General features: G+C 64.4%; 17 protein-coding genes and 2 pseudogenes. 8 read left to right on the top strand and 11 right to left on the bottom strand.

Features of this window, described 5'->3' with window-relative positions:
* Positions 1-196: 196 nt before the first annotated feature.
* The 5 genes from IFU11_RS05545 to IFU11_RS05565 form a co-directional block, all read right to left on the bottom strand.
* Positions 197-382 (bottom strand): hypothetical protein, encoded by a 186-nt coding sequence (locus tag IFU11_RS05545; protein WP_192018402.1) that lies wholly within the window; start codon positions 380-382, stop codon positions 197-199.
* 1,427 nt (positions 383-1,809) lie between these two features.
* Positions 1,810-4,470: a hypothetical protein gene (locus IFU11_RS05550; RefSeq protein ID WP_192018403.1), complete on the bottom strand. Its 2,661-nt coding sequence runs from the start codon at positions 4,468-4,470 to the stop codon at positions 1,810-1,812.
* Positions 4,471-4,915: 445 nt separating this feature from the next.
* Complete coding sequence (locus IFU11_RS05555) at positions 4,916-5,464, bottom strand: hypothetical protein (protein WP_192018404.1); 549 nt, start codon at positions 5,462-5,464, stop codon at positions 4,916-4,918.
* A 73-nt stretch (positions 5,465-5,537) separates the two neighbouring features.
* Complete coding sequence (locus IFU11_RS05560; protein ID WP_137243532.1) at positions 5,538-6,617, bottom strand: ParA family protein; 1,080 nt, start codon at positions 6,615-6,617, stop codon at positions 5,538-5,540.
* Positions 6,618-7,031: 414 nt separating this feature from the next.
* Complete coding sequence (locus IFU11_RS05565; RefSeq protein ID WP_137243531.1) at positions 7,032-7,265, bottom strand: hypothetical protein; 234 nt, start codon at positions 7,263-7,265, stop codon at positions 7,032-7,034.
* Positions 7,266-7,325: 60 nt separating this feature from the next.
* On the opposite strand from IFU11_RS05565, the gene IFU11_RS05570 reads away from it, so the two are divergent.
* Positions 7,326-7,985 carry a DUF6338 family protein gene (locus IFU11_RS05570; protein ID WP_137243530.1) on the top strand — a complete coding sequence of 220 codons (660 nt, stop codon included), beginning with the start codon at positions 7,326-7,328 and terminating at the stop codon, positions 7,983-7,985.
* A 290-nt stretch (positions 7,986-8,275) separates the two neighbouring features.
* Here IFU11_RS05570 and IFU11_RS05575 read toward each other — a convergent pair whose 3' ends face one another.
* Positions 8,276-8,488: a hypothetical protein gene (locus tag IFU11_RS05575; protein WP_137243529.1), complete on the bottom strand. Its 213-nt coding sequence runs from the start codon at positions 8,486-8,488 to the stop codon at positions 8,276-8,278.
* 252 nt (positions 8,489-8,740) lie between these two features.
* Here IFU11_RS05575 and IFU11_RS05580 point away from each other — a divergent pair, with 252 nt between their 5' ends.
* Together IFU11_RS05580 and IFU11_RS05585 are read left to right on the top strand one after the other, a co-directional pair.
* Positions 8,741-9,331 (top strand): hypothetical protein, encoded by a 591-nt coding sequence (locus IFU11_RS05580; protein ID WP_137243528.1) that lies wholly within the window; start codon positions 8,741-8,743, stop codon positions 9,329-9,331.
* Between the two features lie 722 nt (positions 9,332-10,053).
* Entirely contained in the window at positions 10,054-10,560 is a 507-nt protein-coding gene (locus tag IFU11_RS05585; RefSeq protein ID WP_192018405.1) for a DUF6301 family protein, read from the top strand.
* A gap of 22 nt (positions 10,561-10,582) precedes the next feature.
* On the opposite strand, the gene IFU11_RS05590 is transcribed toward IFU11_RS05585, so the two are convergent.
* Positions 10,583-12,007, bottom strand: coding sequence for an MFS transporter (locus IFU11_RS05590; protein ID WP_192018406.1), 1,425 nt, complete (start codon positions 12,005-12,007; stop codon positions 10,583-10,585).
* Positions 12,008-12,180: 173 nt separating this feature from the next.
* Between IFU11_RS05590 and IFU11_RS05595 the strand changes: the two are divergent.
* Both IFU11_RS05595 and IFU11_RS05600 read left to right on the top strand, forming a co-directional pair.
* Positions 12,181-13,049 (top strand): annotated as a pseudogene (locus IFU11_RS05595) (helix-turn-helix transcriptional regulator).
* Positions 13,050-13,066: 17 nt separating this feature from the next.
* Positions 13,067-14,035, top strand: a complete 969-nt coding sequence (locus IFU11_RS05600) for an aldo/keto reductase (RefSeq protein WP_192018407.1) — start codon at positions 13,067-13,069, stop codon at positions 14,033-14,035.
* 75 nt (positions 14,036-14,110) lie between these two features.
* Here IFU11_RS05600 and IFU11_RS05605 read toward each other — a convergent pair whose 3' ends face one another.
* Positions 14,111-15,118: a hypothetical protein gene (locus IFU11_RS05605; RefSeq protein WP_192018408.1), complete on the bottom strand. Its 1,008-nt coding sequence runs from the start codon at positions 15,116-15,118 to the stop codon at positions 14,111-14,113.
* Between the two features lie 167 nt (positions 15,119-15,285).
* On the opposite strand from IFU11_RS05605, the gene IFU11_RS05610 reads away from it, so the two are divergent.
* Positions 15,286-15,960, top strand: a complete 675-nt coding sequence (locus tag IFU11_RS05610; protein WP_192018409.1) for a suppressor of fused domain protein — start codon at positions 15,286-15,288, stop codon at positions 15,958-15,960.
* Positions 15,961-15,978: 18 nt separating this feature from the next.
* On the opposite strand, the gene IFU11_RS05615 is transcribed toward IFU11_RS05610, so the two are convergent.
* Entirely contained in the window at positions 15,979-16,533 is a 555-nt protein-coding gene (locus tag IFU11_RS05615; RefSeq protein ID WP_371742724.1) for a GNAT family N-acetyltransferase, read from the bottom strand.
* Between the two features lie 115 nt (positions 16,534-16,648).
* Between IFU11_RS05615 and IFU11_RS05620 the strand changes: the two genes are divergently transcribed.
* Entirely contained in the window at positions 16,649-17,167 is a 519-nt protein-coding gene (locus IFU11_RS05620; RefSeq protein WP_192018411.1) for a hypothetical protein, read from the top strand.
* A gap of 53 nt (positions 17,168-17,220) precedes the next feature.
* Here IFU11_RS05620 and IFU11_RS05625 read toward each other — a convergent pair whose 3' ends face one another.
* Positions 17,221-18,336, bottom strand: a complete 1,116-nt coding sequence (locus IFU11_RS05625; RefSeq protein ID WP_192018412.1) for a hypothetical protein — start codon at positions 18,334-18,336, stop codon at positions 17,221-17,223.
* Here IFU11_RS05625 and IFU11_RS05630 point away from each other — a divergent pair.
* Complete coding sequence (locus tag IFU11_RS05630) at positions 18,335-19,060, top strand: isochorismatase family protein (protein WP_199862186.1); 726 nt, start codon at positions 18,335-18,337, stop codon at positions 19,058-19,060. The two genes, IFU11_RS05625 and IFU11_RS05630, sit on opposite strands and share 2 nt — an antisense overlap.
* Positions 19,061-19,366: 306 nt before the next feature.
* On the opposite strand, the pseudogene IFU11_RS05635 reads toward IFU11_RS05630, so the two are convergent.
* Positions 19,367-20,593: pseudogene (locus IFU11_RS05635) on the bottom strand (ABC transporter substrate-binding protein); the annotation flags it as partial.
* Positions 20,594-20,615: the final 22 nt, after the last annotated feature.

Here is a 20,615-nt window from a genome sequence, read left to right on the forward strand (position 1 = left end):
TGCCAGCCTGTTTGGGACACGCTCACATGCGAGACGACTTTTCGAGACAGTCGACCGTCTGCGCGATCTGCGGTTTTCTGGGCCTGAGTTAGCCGAGATCATCGCTGCCTTACGTGTCTCGTAAACCTGTAGGTTTACGAGACGCCAGTAGACAGGGCTCTCCCCTTGCGGAGGAGGTGGGCGTTTTCGAGTTTCGCTACGCCTTGGGCGTGCGGTTCTTCATCAGGAGGGCCTTGCGTCGCGCGGGCTCCGGGCTCTGGCCAAAGAGGATGAGGAAGTCCTCGATCTTCTTGATCAGGTATCGGGGCGCGAAATAGCTCGTGGTGCACACAAGCGCGACGGTGGGGTCCACCTCCTTCAGTGACTCGAGCAGCAGGTTCAATATGTGACCTCCGCAGGTTCGGGCGCGAGCGCGCCCAGGTGACACCGCGCCGGGTGGCGCGATGAGGCTCGTGCTGCACGCGAAGCGCGGGCAGAGCAGAAGACGGCCAGGAGAGCAGGTGTTGCTCAGATCCCGTCCGGGCATGAAAGAAGCCGGTCTCACTCGGAGGCCGGCTTGTGGATCGCGCTGGCAGAGGTTGCCGTTGCGCTTCTGTCGCTTTCCCATGAAGGAAGGCAGTTTTCACTCTAGGGGGTGACACGCCGTGCCTGTCAAGGATTCTGCCCCGATACGAAAAAACCCGGCTCATGTGGCCGGGTGGGCAGAGGTGTAGTAGGCAGGACAAGTGTGACATGGAGCAGGCATGCGGCGCTAGTTTCAAGCTGCGCTTGATCCAACTCAGGGGAGCGATTTCGCGCCCCAACCTACAAGACTGTGATCGCGAAGCGGAGGATCGGGCGCGCCCAGCTCACCGGGCGATACTGCGACGTCACACATTCGGACTCGATCGCCGCCCTGCGTGTCTCGTTCGCCGCGCAGACAATTACAGAGTTCGACCTCGCGGACTTCGGCAGCTCGGCCATCCAGAACAGTCGACCTCGAGCACTGACTCAGCGCATTGGCCGCGAGATTCTGAGCATGGATGCCTCGCACGGCGGCCCATACGACGGCGTGCGATTCGCGTCCCGCCACGGCGCCGACCTCATCCTCTGGGCAGCTACCGCAACGGCATCCTTGGGCTGTGGCTATACAGAGAGCCACCGCGCCTCAGCGCATGGCTGGCGCTCTCTTCGGGCCGTTCAGGGCCGGTGCGCGATCCGCGGGCTGCGGCGGACACGGGTTCGTCATTTGTCGACGACGTCGTGTTTGGTTCAGCGCTGAACGTCAACAAGCTTTGCCTGTTCGGGATTTCGCTGGAGGACAGCCGTGTTCAGACGGGAGGTCGAAGGCGCCTCGTCGAGCAGAACACGCGGTGTTGCCCTATGGGCATGGTCACAAAAAGGCGCCACCATGGGCCAAACTGTCAGCGTGAGTACCTCAAGCCAAGGCCCATCCTCAAAGGCCCTCCTGTGCGCATCCGTGGGAGCGGCGGGAGCTGCTCTGAACCTATTCGCGCATATGTACGTATGGATGTGGCTACCGGGGCTCATTTATGGCCAACCTGGTGAAGCGGTGTATTGGTCTTATCTGATCCTCGGAATCGCACCAATATTATTTTTGCTTATTGTGATTGCAATCGTCTTGTCGTTAATTACATTTGCGCTTCACCACTATCGCAAAACGTCAATGCTAATCTTTGCTTTCTCTGTATTGCTGTTACTTGTCTGCTATCCCGTACTATGGTTTGGTAATCCTCTCGCTCTACTTTCTTATTTGCCAAGAGGGTGACGCGAACGAAATAGTTTCACGTCACCCTCTTCAAATTGGCCCTAGAACTGGCTATTAATTGCTATGGTGCATAGCGGGATATGGATAGCCGTCGTCCCGTTTAGGAGGCAGTACGGCTCGTAGTGCTTGTTGCTGTATAAGAGATGTGCTTCCGACTGGAAAGTTCCGTACCAGAATTGGTGTACGGGCATCCGGTCGAATTCCGCGCGAAGAGTAGATCCCCCCCGCTTCATATCCCAAAGCGCGACGCCGTCGATTGCGGGGGCGAAAGCTTGGACTGGGTTCGGAGAATGAACCCAGTGACCGACTACGGCCCTCGTGGCACCGGAGCCGGCGGTGGCGCCGACCGTGCTCAGCGAAGCTGTACCTCTTTCCGTGAGCTCACAGCTGGTGAGGCCGTTCTTGCACTTGTATTTGTGGCTCTCACCGATATCCTTCCCAGTGATTACCTGATAGTTTGCGCCAAAGAAGATATACGACTCGAGTGATGTTCGATTCGAGCTGTTCAGGTCTGACCACTCCCGATTGTCTGCGCCGAATGCAATGACAGGCTTATTCGGGTCTCCCGAGTAGCCAGGGAACTCGAGATACTCGCCGGGAATATATGTCCTGTAGAAGAGAGCTATCGGCGCCATGTCATCGCCGGGAACGGCAGCGGCCGGACCAATTGTCGCTGCTGGACCGACTGTCTGCTTCCCAAAGCTTGGAGGTCCGTCGATAATGATCGCGTCTGGTGAGTCGGCCAGAATATCCTTCGCGGACTCGGTGATGATCTCGGCTACGGGGTCAGCATCGGTTTCATCGGAAGTGTCCGGGGACGGTTCATCCGTGGCAACGGGTGTGGGCTCTACGGGCGGAGACGTTGGATCCTCGGGCGGAGACGTTGGATTCTCGGGCGACGAGCTAGGAACAGGCGTCGGCTCGGTAGTTCCATCAGAGTCGGGCGAATCGTCACTCGCTGATCGCGCAGTTGCGGACTCGGCAACCGGCGGCGGCGGTGTGTTGAGCTTGCCCGATTCCACGATCAACAGATCTCCGATGGTGTACCCAGGCATCGGGACAATTTCGTCTGGCGACTCCGCTGGAGTCTCGCTCGACGAGGCCGAGCGCATCGAAGCAGGAAATTGCATGAACGGCAGATTGATACCTGAAGACACTGCCGCGGCCATCCCAGACGCTCCTCGCGTTCCGCAGCTCGCAGCGTCAGTCGAGAGTATCTTAACTTCGTAAGCCCATTGTTTCGTCAGATCGCTTGCCGGGGTTGTGAACTCCGTGCCGCACGTAATCGCCATATAGGCGGCCGAGGCCGGATCTACCGGAGCGGCGGTGGGATCATCCACAAATGGGTCGATGGCATATCGCGTGATCAGGCGAGGTACTCGTCGATCATCTACCCAATTGAGATGGTGCTTCCCATCTCGGATCGTTGCGACGACCGTCGACTCCCTGTCGATGGACTCTTGGTACTGATTCGTTCGCATAGGGAAGGTGTCGATGATGGCACCTGCCGAGTTGAGCGCTGCAATGTAAGTCACAGTTCCGGGAAGGCCTGGGACCGTGATCGTGGGTGACGTGGACTCACCTGCGACCGCATCGCCCAGGGTGCGGGCTTGGTACTTCGTCGCTCCCGACTTCGCTTTGACCGTGATTGTGTAGTTCGAGGCGTTGAGTTGCATGTTCGTCACCGTCCAGCTTGGAGTGGCATCGCGCGTCACGCTTGCCGCCGCTGTGAGGGTGTTGAGTTGTGCCGACGTGGCGGAGCTGGCCGCCAGAGTGACCTTTGTTGCCTCTGGCCCCCAAAGACGGATGAAGTCATGGCTGGGACTGTTCGAGGTGAACGCCGTAGATGCGCCGGCAGGGAGGAAAGTTGTCTGCGACAGTTTTGCCGACAAGGCCGCGAGCGATTGCGACTGAGAGTTGTTCATCGGGGCGGTCCACAGTGTCGAGCCGGACACCGCCAGCTCTCCACCGATCTGCTGGAGCGCGATCTCGCGGAACGCGCCGACCGGATCGGCAGTATTGATGATCATGAGACCGTTGTCAGGCATGGCGGGTAGCAACGACGGATCGATCACCGCGCCGCCACCAATCAGGCCGATGAAGTGGTCCGTCCTCGTAGCGAAGAAGCTTTGAACTGTCGCCGCGGCCTCTGATCCGTCAAGGACAATTAGAGGGAGGCCACGAGCGACAGCCATGGCGCCGGAGGCATTGAGAGAGTTGGCGACAGTTGTGTTGCCAACAATGAGAGGCCCGACCGGAAGGGCGCCGGCGATAGTAGTCGAGCGCGTGAAGGCGCTGTTCGACTTCACGTCCAGTGCGATCGACGATGCAGCTGGCAGACCTGAGCGGAACGCTGATGAGAATGTCGTTGCCTCGCTGATGAGGTAGATGGATGTAGCGCCGAGAGTGCTAAGTGTCGGGCTAATCGCTGATGCGCTCGTGATGGATGTGCTGAGAATCAGAGGAGCCTGGAGACTGCTCGCTAACGCAGCTGCTTGGTACACCAGAGTCGCGTTAGATTTCGGAGCGATAACAACCTTCGCTGATCCGCTCGGGAATGCTGTCTTGGCCATGGTCAGAGACAGGGCCTGGGCATCCGCCGCGGTCACCAAGGACCCGGTGATTGCCGCTTCGGCTGACGAAGGCGCTGTGAACGTAGTGAAGCCGGCTAGGACCGCAATGAAGCTGAGCGCGGCAACCATCTTCTTCCTGGCCCCCGAGGATGAACCTCGCACGGGACTCTCTTTTTTCAATTTTCCCCCAGAAATTTTTTTATGAACGCTTGATCATCGAGGTGTCAAGTCGGCGACACAAGTCTGGTTCTTTCTCTGGCTATCTGCTATGTGTCGAAAGCTCGTAGTCAAAAGCCGTCTCGAGGGGCGCTGAACGCACCACGTTGACAGCAGAAGAGTCATTACTGACATAAGGTATATTATCGGCTAGATGTCAGGCGAGTTGTACACAGGCGGGGAAACCCTTGAGCCGACCGTTTTCTCGTCTGGAGAACGAACACCAGGAGGAGCATCGCGGCCGCAGCCTCCACCAGGATGAGAAATAGGTAGAAGACGTCACCATGGCTACCAGGCCACCGAGGCCACAGACCGGCGAGATGGATCAACGCCGCCGCGAGCACTACGAGAGGGAATGTCAAAGGGAAGCTGCGATGAGACGGGTCACTAGGCCGATCTTCTGGAGAGCTTCGTCAGTCATTTCTTTATCGATTGGATACCGTCGACTGCGCGGGGGCGTCGGATCTAGATCCGCCTCATGAACGATGAGATTCCGGCGGTCGATGATCAGGCCCCAGTCCTTTTTCGCCACCTGACTTGGCGAAAGTTTGCCCTGCTTCTTGGTTCCGAGAGCCGCGGCGATCGTTTGCCAGATCTCTGTGTTGCTCACTAGTCGGCAAGCCGCGGCGACCTTGTCGGGGTGTTGGAAGGACAAATGGCCGTGCTGGGAGCGGATCTCCGCTTCGAATCGTACGGCAGCGTCAGGCACGGACCGGCCAGCCTGGTGGGTGCTCGAGATGGGAATTTTGAAGGTCGCGAATCCGGCTGGCCAAGTCGATTGTGGACGGCCGTGCCACTCCAGCATTCTGACGCGAACCTCCTCATGAATGAAGTGGTCGAATGCGCTGACACCCTGCATGTAGGCAGCGCGGTAGAGGTCAGACAAGTCGACTGCCGGTGTGACCATGTTGCGGAGCGATCCAGCGGTTGCCGACAGATCAAGCGCGCGTTGTAGGTTCGTCTCGAAGGCCGCCAGCTCGCTAGCCGGCACTGTCGGCGCTGTCGTCGAGCTGCATCAGTCCCGTTATCCGAGTCGCGAGTGCCTCAAACTGTTCATTGAAGCTGTCCCTGGAATCCTCCCAGTTCTCGCGAACAGCGCCCTTTCCACCGAGCTGTTCTGTTGAAAGCGCGTAGATAGGTGTCAGCGACTCCTGAGACTTCGCGATGAGGCTGTTGAACTCCGCAATCTGCGCGAGCGAGAGGTTCCGACTGACGTCGAACTGCTCGTACATCTCCCACGGCAGCAGGAGCCCCTCCCTCTCCAGCGGGGGGACGAGCTTGGTCTCGACTGCTTCGTTCAGCTCGTCTATCCAGGCCTGGAAGGACGCAGCAGGCTGGCCCGCTCTGGGGCGGAACTTCTGGATGATAGTGCCTAGGATCCGAAGGTTCGGTGCCGGGAAGGGGTATGAGGCCTCCTGCAGCACTGGCAGGGAAGCAGCGTCGCGCGCCCAGTTGATCCACTTGGGGAGGACACGAGAGAGTGAGTCAACAGCCATTACTGAGAAGAAGTCGGGAGCAGACGGAATAATGGCGTAATCGGCAGTCGAAACCAAGTTCTGATTCACGGGCCCCAGCCCGGGGCTCACATCAATCAGGACCACGTCAGCATCCACTGTCTCGGCTGTTACGTCGATCAGGTAGTTCAAGCTCCCGGGCAAGTTTTTGAGCGCTTGTATGGCGCTACTCAGTTCCTGCGCGATCCCCAGGGTGTTTTCGTATTCCGACAGTCTCAGATCGCCTGCGAGCAGATGTAGACCAGGCCGGGCTTCAATCGGCACCAGATCGACGGGATCGATTGACTTCGGGAGTGCTTCGAAGGCCGGCATGAGTCCTGAGCGGATGGTGGCTGCAGACGCACCCTGCAGGCGGTAGAAGTCCTCCAGCTCAGAAGCCTGCTTGTACCCCAAGACCATCCCCGTCAAGTTGCACTGGGGGTCAGCATCTACCATCACGACGGTCTTACCTTGTTCGGCAAGCTTCCAACCCAGGTTGAAAGTCGTCGTGGTCTTGCTGACGCCGCCCTTGTGATTGAACAGGACTACTTTTTTGGCTACGGTCACAATCTTGACTATGTCAGTCGGCAGCAGAAACGGCCAGCAGGGACGTCCCTACCATTGATGCGCCTGCGCCCTGCATTGCTCACCGACCAGGAGTGCCAGGCTGCCGTGGCCTGCGTGGAGCTGCTCGAGCATCCAGAGAAGGTGCTCGCTTGCTGTCCCTACCGATCGGGGAGCACGGGGAGCTGTTGGCGGGCGCGATTTGGCACTTGAGCTGCTCCTTCGTAACCACCGCGCCGTCTATAACGCCAAGAGTCACCCGATTGATCGGACTGTCGGCGGTCGGTTGCGGAACACGTGCATGGAGCACACCAGAGGCGACGTCATCAGCAGGAACACCCCCGGTGGGTTGCCGCAGCGGACACTGGCGCCGAAAAGCCGCAGCTCGAGCAAGGTTCAGTCGTCTGGTGTCTCCGCTCAGCTGGTGATGTTGAGTGGTTGACCGGTGTAGGCGAAGTCAATGTGGACGTGGTTGAAGAAGTCCTCGATTTCGGTCAGGTGCGGCCAGCTCTCTCCGCTGCGGCACTGAATCTGACCGATTCGTGTTCCGTCCGGGGCGACGGATGACAACAGGCCGATGAGCGCGAGGGCGTTGAACTGCACTGCGCGGACGTCGAGCTTGCAGCCTTCTACGGCGGTGCCATTGGCCATGTTCTGGCCCTGCGTTGATCGTTATCCTGTCGGAATGAACGACAGAAAAGGTGGCAGCTAATGACCTTGCCTACAGACGGCTTCGGCATCCTCTCCTACCTGGCTTTGATTGTTCCTGGTGTCATCTTCATCCTCGTTCGGTCGCAGTTTCGAGGGTTCCGAGACGTTGACCGAACCGTGGGCGGTCGTCTCTTTTTCGCGTTCGTCGTCAGCGTGATCTTTGACTCCATCTACACGGCGATTCTCGGACCTTCCGTCCTGCAGCGTCTGCAGTCTGAGGCAACCATCACTCCTGGCGATGTCGCAGGTGCTGCCTGGCTGTTCATCGCAATGGGAATTGTCATACCCGCGATCTCATCGTGGGTGATTTACGGCGACGGAAAGATACTCAGACCTCTTCACAGGGCGGCTCGGAGTTTGCGCGCGAGACTGACAGACTCGCGCTACGAGGGCACTCCTACCGCATGGGACTTGGCCACGACGACGACGGACGCGACCTGGGTGCGGGTCCGTCTGGATGACGAGACGTGGGTCGGCGGCCGGTTCGGCAACGACTCGTATTTCAGTACCTACCCCGAGCCACGAGACATCTTCATAGAGAAGCAATATGTCATGAGTAAGCGGGGGGAATTCGAGGGCCCGGTTCCGAGTGGGGCGGGCGTGTGGGTGGCTGTTACCGACGCCTATCTAGTTGAATGGCTGCACGACGCTGAGGAGTGAGGAACAAACGATGCCCAAGAATGACAAGCAAGGCTCAGATCCCGTTTCGAAGGGTAGCCGGCCGCATCGTGCGAATGAGGGAGCGCGCCCTCGATCTGTTACAGGTAGCGGTGCTGGATCGCCCACGCCTTCTTCCGGCAAGCCTCCGGCTGGCCCTTCCGGAGTATCTTCTCCCAAGAATTAGGTCGGTTCTGGTCGCCGGCGCTAGTCACACGGGGCCGCGCTCGTTCGTAAACTCTGGTTGAGCCACGTTGCGTCGGGTTCGCGGTCACTGCCTTTGCGACCGGGCCTCAGATGTCGCGGTAGCGGACGACGATGTCTGTGCTCGGGGTGATGCGCACCACGTACCGCACGTCGGGGCCGACGCTGATGTTCACCCACTCCTCGCCGTTCGCGATCGCGTTCATCAGCTGCTGCTGGACGTCAGGCACATCGCCCTTGATGACGTCGGACAGGTGGACTCCGCCGACGTAGATCTCGTCGAAGCGTTCTTCGGTGCTCATACCCGCAGCGTAGACGGCCGACTTAGTTTCTTGCTCTTTGCTCTTGTCCTTCTGTGCAAGAGCGCTATCGGTGACCGTCTTCGCAGCCGCGGACGATCGCGAGCTGCTGAGGACCTTGCTGGTGGCGGTGGCGGCTGCACACTGTCGTTCCTCACCCATTCGAGCGCCTGTCGCCTGCGGTGAGGGGGCACGTAGGCGACAGTAGGAGTGACCAGCGCGCATGGCGGCGATGGATCCCGCTACCCTCCCTTCATGGAACCGGATGCGATCGTATGGAACTCGACACTTCCCGATGAGCTCTACGGGGCCATAGGGCGGGTCGCTCACGCCAGTGCTCTTCTCGATGCAATGCTAAGCGAGCTAGCCGAACACCTGACTGGCAATGTCGAAACCTGGGTGTTCGTGGCCGGACAGAGCACTGAGTGGCTCATCCAGATGTGCCGCGTCCTTCTCGATGAGACAGCAGATCCTCAGAAGGACCGGTACTCCGCTGACTTTCATGAAGCCTTACGCGGGTATCTCGGTCGGGCAAGCGAATTGCGCAACGCACGAAACAGGGTCATCCACGGCACCTGGAGCAAGGCTCGATACGCCGAGAAGCCGCTGCCCCGACTGTGGGGGGACTCGAACGTCGGTCGAATCTTCTGGGTCTCGCGGGATCGCCAGAGGCGAAGTCTCGAAGACCAACCAATGACGGTTCAGGACGTCCATCGGTTGGCGGATGAGATCAGTCTTGTGACCGCGGGCGTCATTCAAGCCTGGAGAGCTGTCACACCTCATGAGCCGGAATGGCCCCCGTTCCGACGTTGGCGTGACCTTGGATTCGATTCCGACGAAGAATAGGCGCTCCGAGGACGAGCTGGTTGCGGTGTCAATGGACTGCGCGCGGGTGTCTCCGGATTCCGCGTGTCGAGCTGCCCGAGAAGTTAGGGAACCGGGTGCTACTGGCGATGGTGGTCTAGTTTCAGTAGAGCGTCGCCCGGCTCATACTCGACAGGCCCCCAAGTGCATCTGCTTGGGCCACCCGTTTGTGCTGACTATCCGTCAACATCGAGCCAAATTGTCGGGAAACAGGCGGCCGCCGGAAACGATCGTTTCTGACCACCCGCCAGTCGGTCCGGCGATGTGGCGAGATTCCGCTTGTGTCGGGTGCTCAGAACTCGTTGTCGAAACCCGAGCTGCTCGAAACCGCAGAGGGTGGGTTTCGCCCGGGAGCCGGATTGATGACGGCAGGGGGCAATGTTCCACCCGACGAGCGCAGGGGAGCAGGGTGGCGACGGCGTTCTCATTCGCGAAGTACAGATGACAGCAACGCGGGACCGGTGTGGCAAACTTCAACGAACCGTGGCGTGGAAATTCCCTGATCAAAGGACCACCGCGGATCGCCACGGACCCCATCGCCCTCACTCGTAATGAGAAGGTCAAGGGTTCGATTCCCTTGGGCGGCTCCATCAGCACCACCCGGCCGTTGCTCTGGAATATCCAGGTCAGCGGCTGTTCTGGTTTCCGAGACGCTTCCTCGTCCGCCGCCGAATCCGGTGCGGAGACAGCCGTAGGATGACCTGATGGGTGCACTCGCCAGAGCCACGGACGCACAGATCCATGCCGTCTGCGAAGCCTTCACGTCGGTGTCGTGGCCGCTCGGTCGCGACGATTTCAAGGCACTCGCGGAGGGTCTCGGGTGGCAGCTCAAACTGGAGACGTCGAGCGGTGTGCAGCACCGTTCCGGGTATCCCGTGAACCTGCCGACCGTTCGTTCGCTCGTCGCAGCTGAAGCGATCGCCCAGGTCGTGATCGCTGTCTCCGACAAGAGCGACGACCCCGGCGCGCTGCGGAGTGCCGCTCAGGCGCTGCAGTCGGCGCTGAGCGGGCACCTTGGTCAGCCCGCCGGATCCCAGGGCGGAGACCCTCACTGGGAACTGGCGAACGGCGGCAGGATCTGGCTCAAGACGGTGCCCAAGAAGGTGCTGCTCGTCGTCGAAGGGCAGCGGTTCGCCGACGTGGAGCGGGCCGAGGAGCGGCTGGGCATCGACCCCGGCCGCACGCCGGGCATCGATGACGACACTGACTGAACCCGTCAGGTCGACTGCGGCGTCATGACGACCCGTCCGCCGGCCTGATGAACACGCTCGCGATCGCGGTGAGGAGGATGAGCGCCGCGGCGATGAGGAGGCTGAGTTGCAGCCCGGCGACGAAGCCCGTCGACGCGGTGAGGAGCACCCCGAAGACCGCGATGGCGACCGCACCGCCGAGTTGACGGAAGGTGTTGAAGACCGCACTCGCGGTGCCGGCGCGCGACGCCGGGACGCTCGCGAGGACCACGGAGGTCACCGGCGGCATCGCCACGGAGCCTCCTGCGGCGGTGAAGCATGCGAAGACACCCACCCAGATCGGCGACCCCAGGTGCGCGGTGACGACGGTGCCGACGAGGCCGACCACCATGAGGAGCAACCCCGCCACGATCGGGACGCGCACCCCGAACCGGTTGGCGATGGTGCCACTGACGATGTTGCCGACGACGGCGAAGAGGGCCGACGGGAGGAACACCAGGCCCGCGAGCAGCGGCGGCAGCTGGAGCTGCTGCTGGAGGAACAGACTCAGGACGAACACCGTCCCGAAGTTGCTCACCATGAACGCGAATCCGACGGCGAGGGCGATGCGCATGCCGATCGATCGGAAGAGATCCAACGGCATCATCGGGTGCGCGCTCCTGGCCTGGACGACGAGGAACCCGACGATGCCGATCAGCGCGACGCCGAGGCTGGCGACCACGACGGGACTGCCGAACCCGTCCTCCCCGCCCTCGATGAGTCCGAACACCAGCGCCGTCGACGCGATGAGCCAGACGAACTGTCCGGCCCAGTCGAACGGCTCGGGCCGTGAAGGGGACGACGCGACCGTCCGGAGCAGCAGGAGCATCATGATGCAGACGGGCAGGTTGATCGCGAACACCAGTCGCCAGTCGAGCGTCGTCAACGCGCCACCGAGGACCGGCCCGAGTGCGGTGGCGACCGCGCCGCCGACCGCCCAGACACCCAGGGCGCGAGCGCGCTCGCGACCTCCGGGGAACGCCTCACGGATGAGCGCCATGGACGCCGGTAGCATCAACGCCGCCCCGGCACCCTGTAGGGCTCGAGCGGCGATGAGGACACCGATCGACGGGGCCACCGCACACGCGATCGACGTGACGAGGAAGACGGTGATGCCGACGCCGAACGCCCGTTTCGCGCCGAACCGCTCCGAGAGGTTGCCGGCGAGGAGCAGGAGGGCCGCGAACAGCACCGTGTAGGCGTCGATCACCCACTGCAGGGATGCCGTCGTTCCACCGAGGTCTCGCGCGATGCTGGTGAGCGCGATGGTGACGATGAGGATGTCGAGGGTGATCAGGAAGAACCCGAGTGCAGCCAGCAGCAGCGTCAGGCGTTGTCGCGGCTTCCGGCCTGCACGGCCGGCGAGGCCATCGTCCGAGGCCGGTGATGACACGCGGTGTGCTGCCGCGTTCCCGTGGTCGATCTGCATCCCTCGATCACACACCACCGGCGACGAAGCAGGGATACTCCGCCAGGGCACGTCTCGGGGCGGCGCGAGCACGGGAGACGCTGCGTGCCTGCCCGGACGGCCTCCACGAGGTCGAGGATGGGTGTCCTGCGGGAACACCCCAGCGCCGGAGGCCGCGTCATATCGTTGTCGGCATGGACAATCGAGACGAGGTGCGCGAGTTCCTGACGACCCGTCGGGACCGACTCACGCCCGAGCAGGTGGAGCTGCCTGGCGGAAGAACCGACGCGTCCCGGGGCTGCGCCGCACCGAGGTCGCGATGCTCGCCGGAGTGAGCGTCGAGTACTACTCGCGTCTCGAGCGCGGGAACCTCTCGGGGGTGTCGGAGGCGGTCCTCGACGCGATCGGCTCCGCGCTGCGGTTGGACGACGCGGAGCGCTCCCACCTCACGGACCTCGCTCGGGCGGCGAACGAATCGCCGATCCGGGCACGCCGACGGTCTGCGCCGGCCGGCGTGCGGCCCGGTATGCAACTCGCCCTCGACTCCATCACCGCAGGCCCGGCGTTCGTCCGGAACGGCCGCATGGACGTCCTTGCGGAGAACGCGCTCTTCCGCGCGCTGTACGCCGACCTCTACGCGCTCCCGGAGCGCCCGGTGAACCTGGCTCGGTTCGTGTTCCTGCACCGCGACCTCGCGGAGGCGTTCTACCCGAGCTGGTCGACCTCGGCCGACATCAACGTCGCGATCCTCCGCACCGAGGCAGGGCGCAACCCGCACGATCGGGCACTGCAGGACCTGGTGGGTGAGTTGTCCACGCGCAGCGAGGAGTTCCGCGTCCGTTGGGGCGCGCACAACGTCCGCCATCACACGTCCGGCGAGAAGGTGTTCCGTCATCCGGTCGTCGGCGAGCTCCGCATGATCTACGAGGCGATGGAGCCGATGGACCAGCCCGGCCTGAACTTCCTGATCTACAGTGCCGAACCCGGCTCACCGAGCGAGGAGTCACTCAAACTCCTCGCCAGCTGGGCGGCCACCTCCGAACACCCCTCGCCCCACCACTGACCCAAGGAGCACCGACCATGGAGTACACCCGCCTCGGAGCGACCGGCCTCCGCGTCAGCCGCCTCGCACTCGGTTGCATGACCTACGGCGATCCGAACCGCGGACTCCACCGTTGGACCCTGGACGAAGCGGCGTCCGCGCCGTTCTTCCGGCAGGCGGTCGAGCTGGGGATCACGTTCTGGGACACTGCGAACGTCTACCAACAGGGCAGCGGTGAGGAGTACGTCGGACGCGCGATCAAACGGTTCAGTCGCCGTGAGGACATCGTCCTCGCGACGAAGGTCTCGGGGAGGATGCATGACGGGCCCGGGGGATCGGGACTCTCCCGAACGGCCATCCTCGAACAGGTCGACGCCTCGTTGCGACGACTCGGGACCGACCACATCGACGTGTACTACGTCCACCGCTTCGACGAGGAGACCCCGGTCGAGGAGACGATGCAGGCGCTCGACGACATCGTCCGCGCGGGGAAGGTGCGCTACCTCGGCGCCTCCTCCATGTACGCCTGGCAGTTCGCGAAGCTGCAGACGGCCGCAGCGGTCAACGGGCTGACGCCCTTCGTCGCGATGGAGAACCAGTACAACCTGCTGAAACGCGAAGAGGAACGGGAGATGATCCCGATGTGCGCGGACACCGGCGTCGGCCTCACGCCCTACTCGCCGAACGGCAAAGGACGACTCGCCCGGCCGCGCGGCGCAGCCACGGACCGCTCGAACATCGACGAGGTGGCGAAGGCGTTCGACACGGACGCCGACGGCCCGATCATCGACGCCGTCGAGGAGATCGCGGTCGAGCGAGGGATCCCGATGGCGCAGGTCGCGCTGGCCTGGGTCCTGCGGAACCCGACGGTCGCAGCTCCCATCATCGGTGCAACCAAACCGGCGCACCTCACGGATGCCGCCGCCGCGCTGGACGTGCAGCTGACGGATGACGAGGTCGCCAGGCTCGAATCCCCCTACGTGACGCAAGCGCCCTTCTGGTGGTGAGCGCCGTTCGGCCCGGGTGCCGGTGAGGGGGGGGGGGATCAGCTGATCCCGTCTGGTCGACTGCGGCGGTGCCTCTCAGAGCGTCGTGATCCGCAGGGTGCTCGCGTACCCGTCGACAAGCGCAACCGACTGCTTCCAGTAGGCGTCCTCGATCGCGGCGTCGACCTTCGCCTCCACGCTGCCGTGTCCGTCAGGCAGCAGGAGCAGGACGGTGCCTCGGCGGGTGCTGGCAACGGCTTGGGCACCCGAACTCGACTGGACGACACTGTCGATCAGCCGACTCACGAGATCGTTCGCGTGCGCCACGCCGTAGGCGTCTTTGACCACGGTCAGATCGACGATCTCGATGGAGTGGACCACGGAACCCGGGTGGTCACGATGGAGTGCCCAGAGCCGACGGACCGTCGTGAAGCAACCGGGTCCTCCGCTCGCCCGCCGGCTGGAGAGCTCTTCGATTCGCAGGAACACCAGGACCAACGTGGTGACGACGACGAACACCAGGTTGATCACCGTCGTGATCTCGGTGTTGAAATACCGCTCGAACACACCGCCACGGGGACCCTGGAGACCGAAGACGACGGCCCGCGCACCGCTGTAGGACGCGTGAAGTGCGTGCACGATGGTCATCGCCCAGCTCACTCGGAACGACCCGAAGAGACCCCTCCGCGATTCGACAGCGGTCAGCACGGCGAAGAGGCTCAGGCTCAGCAGTTTCGGGACGACCCCCGCCCAGTTCGGACCTCGGGACTCGGGCAGGAACGTCAGGATCATGACGATCAGCACCACCGTGACGACCAGCCAGAACCGGATCCGTCGGCCGTTGAACGCCTGGCAGCCCAGCCAGACGAATCCGACAGCGCCGACCATGGCGCCGTTCCCCAACGCCACGACCAGGGACGGATGCCCCAGCCCCGTCGCGGCGAGGTAGGAAGCGGTGCACAGGACGGCGAGCATCGAGGCGGTGAGCCAGAGGTTGATGTACCGCCCGGAGAGCGACCGACGGCTGTCGACGACGAACAACAGTGCGCACGACCCGGCGACCAGCACGGATACGGCGAGCAGCACGAGGGTCTCGGAATTCATCGGTCCTCCGCATCGTCGCGCCTACCGTTTCGCCAGCACTCTAGTCCTCCCGCAGCCTTCGCCGTCGAGGCCGGAGGGGCATCGCTCGCACGCTCACGGCAAGACAGCCGCGGGAACGGTCGATGGCCGCCGGCCGTCCGTCGACGACCGATGTCTACACTCGTCGCATGGGCTTCTTCCGACGCAAATCCCAGCAGCCACCGATGTCACCCGCCGCGAGCGAGCCGGAGCCCGCCAAGGCTGACGACCTCGACGACCTCGATGAGCGTGGATGGGACGCCGTCACGCAGGCGGTGTCGCAGCACTACCCGGGTGCCCGCGAGTTCCATATCGCCTACTCGCCCGGACTGCACTTCGGGTCCGCCCTGCAGGGGTGTTCGGCGTTGCCGGGCCCCGACCATTGGTTCTACGTCACCTACGGGCTCACCGAACTGTGGGGCAAGGATTCCGACGATCCGACGACGAGCGGCTTCGGGTACGAGCTCACGATGCGCGTGCGCCGGTCGCCATCGGACGAGACGCCGCCCCAGTGGCCGTACCGCGCGCTGATCGTCCTCGCGCAGTACGTGCGGAGTGGGCCGCAGGAGCTGTGGCTGGGGGACCGGATCCGGCTCGCCAACGGCGTGACCGATGATCCCGACGGCGCCCTCACGACCCTTGCGGTCACCGCCGACCCGGTGGTGGCTCCCGTCGAGACGCCGAACGGCCGGGTCGCCTTCTGGCAGGCGGTCGCGCTGACCGACACCGATGTCGAGGAGGCGAAGCGGTCGACGACGGACGAGGTGCTGCAGCGTCTGGCGCTCGGCGACCCGCTCTTGATCATCGATCAGGAGCGTCGCTGAGTCGTCGGGCCATCTGCCTCAGCCGCGGTCGCTCGCCAACAGGCCGAAGACGACCGTGTCGGTCCACTCGCCCTTGCTCCACCAGTTCTGCCGGAGGTGGGCCTCGTGCCGCATGCCGACCCGCTCCGCGAGCCGCGCCGACGCCGTGTTCCGTCCGTCCAGCTGTGCGGCGACCCGGTGCATCCCGGGGGTGCTGAACGCGAGGTCGAGGACCGCACCGACAGCCTCGCTCGCGAACCCCTTGCCGCCGTACGCCGGGTCGAGGACCCAGCCGATCTCGGCGACGCCCCGCTCATGGTCGGTGTACCAGAGCAGGACCTCGCCCACCGGCGTGCCCTCGTGCTCGAGGATGAGGGCGAGCGCACGCGCCGGGCTGTCCAAGCCGGAGCGCGTGAGTCGCTCGGCACTCTTCGTCTGCGCGACCTCCTCCGTCCACGGCTCGTCGAGGAGGTAGGTGGCGACGTCCGGGCGCGAGTAGACCGTGAGCAACCAGGAGACGTCCGACGGTTCGTGCAGGCGGAGGACGAGTCGGTCGGTGGACAGCGGGAACGTCGTGGGAAGGGAGGTACTCACGTCGATCAACGATACGAGATCGCGCTCCGGACCGCGCCGCGGACCTTCCGGACCGTGCGCGGGTACGGCAACATGGATGGCGCCGACTCGCAGACCGCCTGAGGGGACCTCGTTCATGACCGCACCGCACCGCAGCCGACTCGCCTTCGTCTGGGGCTCTGCTGTCCTCGTCGCCGGCCTCCTCGCGGGATGCTCTGCACCGTCCAGCGGGGACCGCGACTCCACGGCGCCGTCGTCGACCCCCACCGCTACTGCGACCGCCGACGTCGCGGACGGGCCCGTCGACTACACGGCGTTCTGCGCGGCCAACCGCGCGGCGGCGACCGCGAAGTCGGGCACCGTCGGCGAGGACCTCGAGGCCGTGCAGGCGCAGGTCACGACGATCCGCGACCTCCTGCCGCTGGACGGCGTGAGCGCCGAGGTCGCAGCCGGCGCCGAAGTCTTCGCGACCGCCGCTGAGGAGACCGCCGCGATCCTCGCCGAGTTCCCGGCCGACAGCCTCGTCTCCGACGTCGGGCTCGACCCGAGGTTCACCGAGTCGCAGGCCGTGCAGAGCGCCGCGACCGACCCGAACTATCAGGCGTTCATCGCCTGGACCATCCAGACCTGCGGATTCGACACCGCCGGCGAGTGAGCCCGACCCGATCGTGACGGTCGTGCCGCTCGTCGCGAGCGTCGGTCACTCCGCTACTGGTCCTGCGCGATGATCGCCTCCGCGACCGTCTGTGCTCCGTCGCCGGAGCTGACGGCGAAGAACCACACGCCGAGGGAAAAGTAGAGCGGCGAACGCGGACCGTCCGAACGACGAGCGACGAGCGCGGATTCGCCGTCCATCGCGCCCTGGAGCGTGATGGGCTGGAGCGCGCCAGCGATGTCGGGCTGGGCGGCGAGCTCGTCGATGATCGGTGCACCGTTCTGCACCGCCAGGATGTCGGTGTACCCGAAGCCCTCGGCGAAGAGTTCGCAGCTGAACGCCCCGACTCGGGCGCTCGCCGCATCCTCCAGGTCGCCGATCGGCTGCGTCCGCGGATCGATGACGGTGTAGGTGGTGGTGGGGTTGCCGTACTGCAGTGCGGCGACGATCCCGGTTTCGCCGAGGCGGCCATCGCATCTGGCGACACCCTCGCGCGGCCTGACCGCGGGCCAGGCGAGCTGAGCCTCGGAGGCGGGCTCCACCGTCGTGAAGGTGGTCTCCGCCGCCGTGGCGAGGTTGTCGAGGACCTCGCCCGACGGCGTGCCCTCGAACCGGCTGCCTGTGGAGGTCAGTCCGGAGGCGGTGATCGACAGCTCGACCCAGGCCGAGCCGACGGGCGCCGACACGCGCCATCCGGTTTCGCCCGACGAGGTGGTCGCCTCGACACCGGCGATCGTCCTCGTGTCCTCGGACGGTGTGTCGCCGGCGTAGGGCGGTGCCCAGTCGTCGGCAGCGCCCGGCAGGATCTCGATCGAGAGGTAGGCCCAGTCGCCCGCTCCATCGCCGATCATCTGCTGTCCGGCGCCCACCCGCCAGGAGCATGCGAGCCCACCGGCCGCCGTCAGGACGGCCAGATCCACGGCGTCGGACGGTTGGACGGCCTCGACGACGTCCGCCGGTTCAGCGGCGAGGACGCCGGCGACCGTGTCGAGCGATGCGAGGTCGCTGCACGCGAGAAGATCGGCCGACGCCGGGGCGCTCGGTGCGTTGGAGGTCGGCGACGCGTTCGGTGTCGCGGACGACGCGCACGCCGACACTGACAGCACCACCATCACGGCGAGTCCCGCACTGATCCCGACCGACCGCATCCCCGCACCCCTGATCCCCATGCGCCGAGACTATCGGTGGCGCGCGTCGATCGCTTCCGAGGGAGGATGGAACCGGCGTCGTGCCGATGCCATCACCGAACCGAGGAGTTCCCCTGTGACCACGACCCGTCGCGCCCTGATCCTGATCGACGTCCAGCAGGAGTACTTCGCCGGTCCGCTCGCGATCCAGTACCCGCCGCGAGAGGAGTCGATCCTGCGGATCGCGGACGCCATCGATGCGGCGACGACGGCCGGGGTGCCCGTCGTGGTCGTCCAGCACTCATCCGGCAGCGGTGCACCGGTCTTCGACCCGGAAACGAGCGCCTTCGAGCTGCACCCCGAGGTCGTCCGCCGCGCGCAGCCGTCCTGGAAGGGCGTCGTGAAGCAGTACGGTTCGGTCTTCGCCGGGACGGACCTCGAAGCGTGGCTGCGCGAGCAGGGCGTGAACACCGTCACGCTCGTCGGGTACATGACGAACAACTGCGTCATCGCGTCCGCGGCGGGCGCCGAGGAACTCGGTATCGAGGTGGAAGTGCTCTCCGACGCGACCGGGGCCATCAACCTCGAGAACGCGGCCGGGTCCGTCGACGCGAAGACGGTGCACACGACGCTCATGGCGCTGCTCGACTCGAACTTCGGCGCGGTCGCGACGACGGGGGCGTGGATGCGGGCCCTCGCCGACCGGACACCGCTGCCGAAGGACGACCTGGTGTCCTCCGCCACGCGCACCGCCGAGCGCGACTAGCCTCCCGCCACCGATCAGGTCGGTGACGGCGACGTCCCGGAGGTCGAGGTGCTCGCTGACGAAGTCGGTGGGGAAACCGGTGACGCCGTCGCGCACGACGGTGAGGGTGATCCCGGTGTAGAGCCAGTCTGCGGCGTGGTCCTTCGAGACCAGCGCTGCGGCTTCGCGGAGTCGTTCGTCGGCGACCTCGGGGTCGGTCGCAGCCCTGGCCTCGGCGACCAACGACTGCACCGTCGGGTTGTCGTAGCCGAAGTAATAGTCCGGGTCCGCCCAATGCCGGATGTCGCGTGCCTCGACGTGGTTCACGAGACTGAGGTCGTAGTCGTGGTTCGTGTAGACGTCGTTCAACCACGTGGGGAACTCGACGCTGTCGACCGTGAGGGTGACGCCGATGGCCTTGAACTGCGACACCAGGACGTTGGTGGCGGCGGTGCCGTAGTGGTTCGGGACGGTGAGCGTGAGCGCGAGGTCCTCCTGGCCGGCCTGGGCGAGGAGCGCCTTCGCCGCCTCCGGGTCGTAGCTCACGACGTCACTGAGGTCCTCGTAGCCGGGGTCGAGCTCCGGGATCGGTCCGTACTGCAGGGCCGCGGCGCCGCCGACCGCCTCGACGATCGCAGCGTGGTCGATGGCCGTGCGGAGCGCCTGCCGGACGAGGGGGTCGTCGAGCGGTGCGCGCTGGTTGTTGAAGGCGAGGGTGTACTTGTCGGTCGTCTTCCCCTCGACGATCGTCAGGCCGTCGGTACGAGCGACCTGGTCCCGCAGGTTCGCATCGAGACCGATCTGCACGTCGACCTCGCCGGCGAGCGTCGCGTTGACGGCCGAGGACGAATCGGGGATGTAGCTGAAGACGACCTCCTTCACCTTCGGAGCGTCACCCCAGTAGTCGTCGTTCCGCTCGACGGTGATGCTGTCGCCCTGCTTCCAGGACGTGAGCGTGAACGGGCCGGTGCCGTTCGCCGTCGTCGACAGGTCGTTGTCGGCCCCGGCCTGGAGGACGAGCCCCGCACGACCCGTCAGCGCCCACAGCAAGTCGGAGTCGGGGGAGCTGAGCTGCAGGCGGACGGTGCGGTCGTCGACCGCCGTCACGCTCTGGAGCTGTTCCAGGTTGAGGTGGTCGACGAACGCCGCGTTCTGCTGCACCTGCGTGAGCGAGTCGACCACATCGGCGGCGGTCAGTGGAGCGCCGTCGTGGAAGGTCACGCCGTCGCGGAGGACGAAGGTGTAGGTGAGCCCGTCGGTGCTGACCTCGTGGCGCTCGGCGAGGGTGTCGACGATCTCGTTGTCCGGTGTGCGCGAGACCAGCCCCTGGTAGACGTTGTCGATGAGGACCTGCTCGAGTGCGACGCCGGAGGTCGTCCGGATGTTCAGGTCCGACGGCTCGAGGACGAGACCCACGCGGAGCGTCGCGTCGGTGTCCGCGGTGGGTGTCGTGGCTGGGCCCGCGCAGCCGGTGAGGACGAGCAGGGAACCGGTGGCCGCGATCACGGCGGTGAGCAGGTGACGACGCAGTCGGTGACGGGGCATGGAGAACATTCTCGCGGATCCCGGCACCGGC

It is taken from the genome of Plantibacter sp. CFBP 8804 (assembly GCF_014841225.1).
Lineage (GTDB): Bacteria > Actinomycetota > Actinomycetes > Actinomycetales > Microbacteriaceae > Plantibacter > Plantibacter auratus.